The 2352-nt window shown below is 71.5% G+C and carries 3 protein-coding genes; all 3 read right to left on the reverse strand.

What is annotated here, in order from left to right:
• The coding region (locus FHS37_RS38655; protein WP_184830000.1) for a sugar phosphate isomerase/epimerase family protein at positions 1–431 on the reverse strand (431 nt) is incomplete at its 3' end.
• 16 nt (positions 432–447) lie between these two features.
• Positions 448–1656 (reverse strand): Gfo/Idh/MocA family protein, encoded by a 1209-nt coding sequence (locus FHS37_RS38660; RefSeq protein WP_184830002.1) that lies wholly within the window; start codon positions 1654–1656, stop codon positions 448–450.
• Between the two features lie 80 nt (positions 1657–1736).
• Positions 1737–2352: substrate-binding domain-containing protein (locus FHS37_RS38665; protein WP_184830004.1), on the reverse strand; the 616-nt coding region annotated here is incomplete at its 5' end.

The following is a 2352-nucleotide window of genomic DNA, read 5'->3' on the forward strand; positions in this document are numbered from 1 at the left end:
GGGAACATCGCCACCAGATGCCAGATGGCGGACCCGGTGAAACCGACGACCGTCTCGACCCCGAAGGCGGCCGCGGCACGCGCGGTGTCCTCCATACGGGCCGCCGCCCGCCGCCGTACGCCCTCCGGCTCACCGTCACCCCACACCTCCCGCGGCAGGATCGCCCGGTGGCGTTCGTCGATGATCGCGTCACACACGGCCTGGCCCACCAGATGGTTGGAGACCGCCCAGCACTTGAGACCGTACTTGTCCAGGAGCCGGTGCCGGGAGGCGAGGTAGGACGGGTCGGCCAGAGCCTTGTCGACCTCGAAGTGATCGCCCCAGCAGGCGAGCTCGAGACCGTCGTAACCGAAGTCACGGGCCAGCCGGCAGACCTCCTCCAACGGCAGATCGGCCCACTGACCGGTGAACAGCGTGAAATCGCGCGGCATACGGTGTCCGTCCTCCTCAGGCGGTGATCGGTGTGTAGACGGAGTTCTTCCCGGCGCTCTCCTCCACCGCGGCCAGCACCCGCTGCACCTGCAGCCCGTCGGCGAAGGAAGGCTCCGGCACACGGCCCCCGGCCACGGCACGGACCAGATCACGGGCCTGGTGCACGAACGTGTGCTCGTACCCCAGACCATGACCCGGCGGCCACCACGCCTCCAGGTAAGGATGCTCCGGCTCGGTGACCAGGATGCGACGGAAACCGGCGTGCTCCCCGGGTTCGGTCGCGTCGTGGTACGACAGCTCGTTGAGCCGCTCCAGGTCGAAGGCCAGCGAACCCCGGTCGCCGTTCAGTTCGATGCGCAGGGCGTTCTTGCGTCCGGTGGCGTAGCGGGTGGCCTCGAAGGAGGCGAGGGCGCCGGAGGCGAAGCGGCCGGTGAACAGGGCGGCGTCGTCCACGGTGACCGGCCCGGTGCCGGCGGCGGAGACGGCGGTCAGGCCGCTGCTGGGCGCGGTGGGCAGGGGCCGCTCCCGTACGAAGGTCTCGGTGATCGCGGAGACGCCCGCCAACTGCTCGCCGGCCAGGTACTGGGCGAGGTCGACGATGTGCGCCCCGAGGTCGCCGAGCGAGCCGGAACCCGCCTGCTCGCGGCGCAGCCGCCAGGTGAGCGGGAACTCCGGGTCCACCAGCCAGTCCTGGAGGTACGTCACCCGGACGTGCCGCAGGGTGCCGACGCGGCCCTCGGCCACCATCCGCCGGGCCAGCGCGGTCGCGGGGACCCGGCGGTAGTTGAAGCCCACCATCGCCACCTGCCCGCGGGCACGGGCCGCTTCGGCGGCGCGGACCATGGCCTCCGCCTCGGCGACCGAATTGGCCAGGGGCTTCTCGCACAGCACGTGCTTGCCGGCCTCCAGCGCGGCGATCGCGATCTCGGCGTGGCTGTCGCCGGGGGTGCAGATGTCGACGAGGTCGACGTCGTCCCGTTCGACCAGGGCACGCCAGTCGGTCTCGGTGGCCGCCCAGCCGTGCCGGGACGCCGCCGCGCGCACGGCGTCGGCGTCCCGGCCGCAGACCACGGCCAGTTCGGGGCTCAGCGGCAGGTCGAAGACGCGGCCCGCGGTGCGCCAGCCCTGGGAGTGGGCGGCGCCCATGAAGGCGTAGCCGACCATGCCGACGCGCAGCGGTGGCTTCCCCGTGTCTGCCTCTTCTGACTGCTGCGGCTGTGCCATGCGGATGTCCTCCTCGTCGTCGTGGCGGTGGGGGGCGGGCCCCGCCCGGTGGGCTGGTCAGGCCCGTGGGGCGGGGGTCCTCACTTGAAGCCGGTGGACATGTACTGGTCCACGTTCTCCTTGTCGACGACGGCCGAGTACAGCGTGAGCGACGCCGGGATCTCGAACTCGGCGAGACCGCCGACGCCCTTGCCCTGGCCGAGGGCGCGGGCGAGGTCGATGGCGGAGGCAGCCATCGTCGGCGGGTACAGGACGGTCGCCTTCAGGACGCCGTTGTCGGCCTTGATGGCCTCGAAGGCGGAGAGCGCCCCGGCTCCGCCGACCATCAGGAACTCGTCGCGGCCGGCCTGCTCGATGGCGCGCAGCGCGCCGACGCCCTGGTCGTCGTCGTGGTTCCACAGGGCGTCGATCTCGGACTGGGCCTGCAGCAGCTGGGCCATCTTGGCCTGGCCGGACTCGACGGTGAAGTCGGCCGCCTGGCGGGCCACCTTCTTGATGTTGGGGTAGTTCTTCAGGGCGTCGTCGAAGCCCTGGGTGCGCTGCTTGGTCAGCTCCAGGTTGTCCAGGCCGGCCAGTTCGACGACCCTGGCGTCCGGCTTGTCCTTGAGCTTCTCGCCGATGTAGTGGCCGGCGTTCAGGCCCATGCCGTAGTTGTCGCCGCCGATCCAGCAGCGGTAGGCCTGCGGGGAGGCGAAG

The sequence above is a fragment of the Streptomyces griseomycini genome, from assembly GCF_014203535.1.
Lineage (GTDB): Bacteria > Actinomycetota > Actinomycetes > Streptomycetales > Streptomycetaceae > Streptomyces > Streptomyces griseomycini.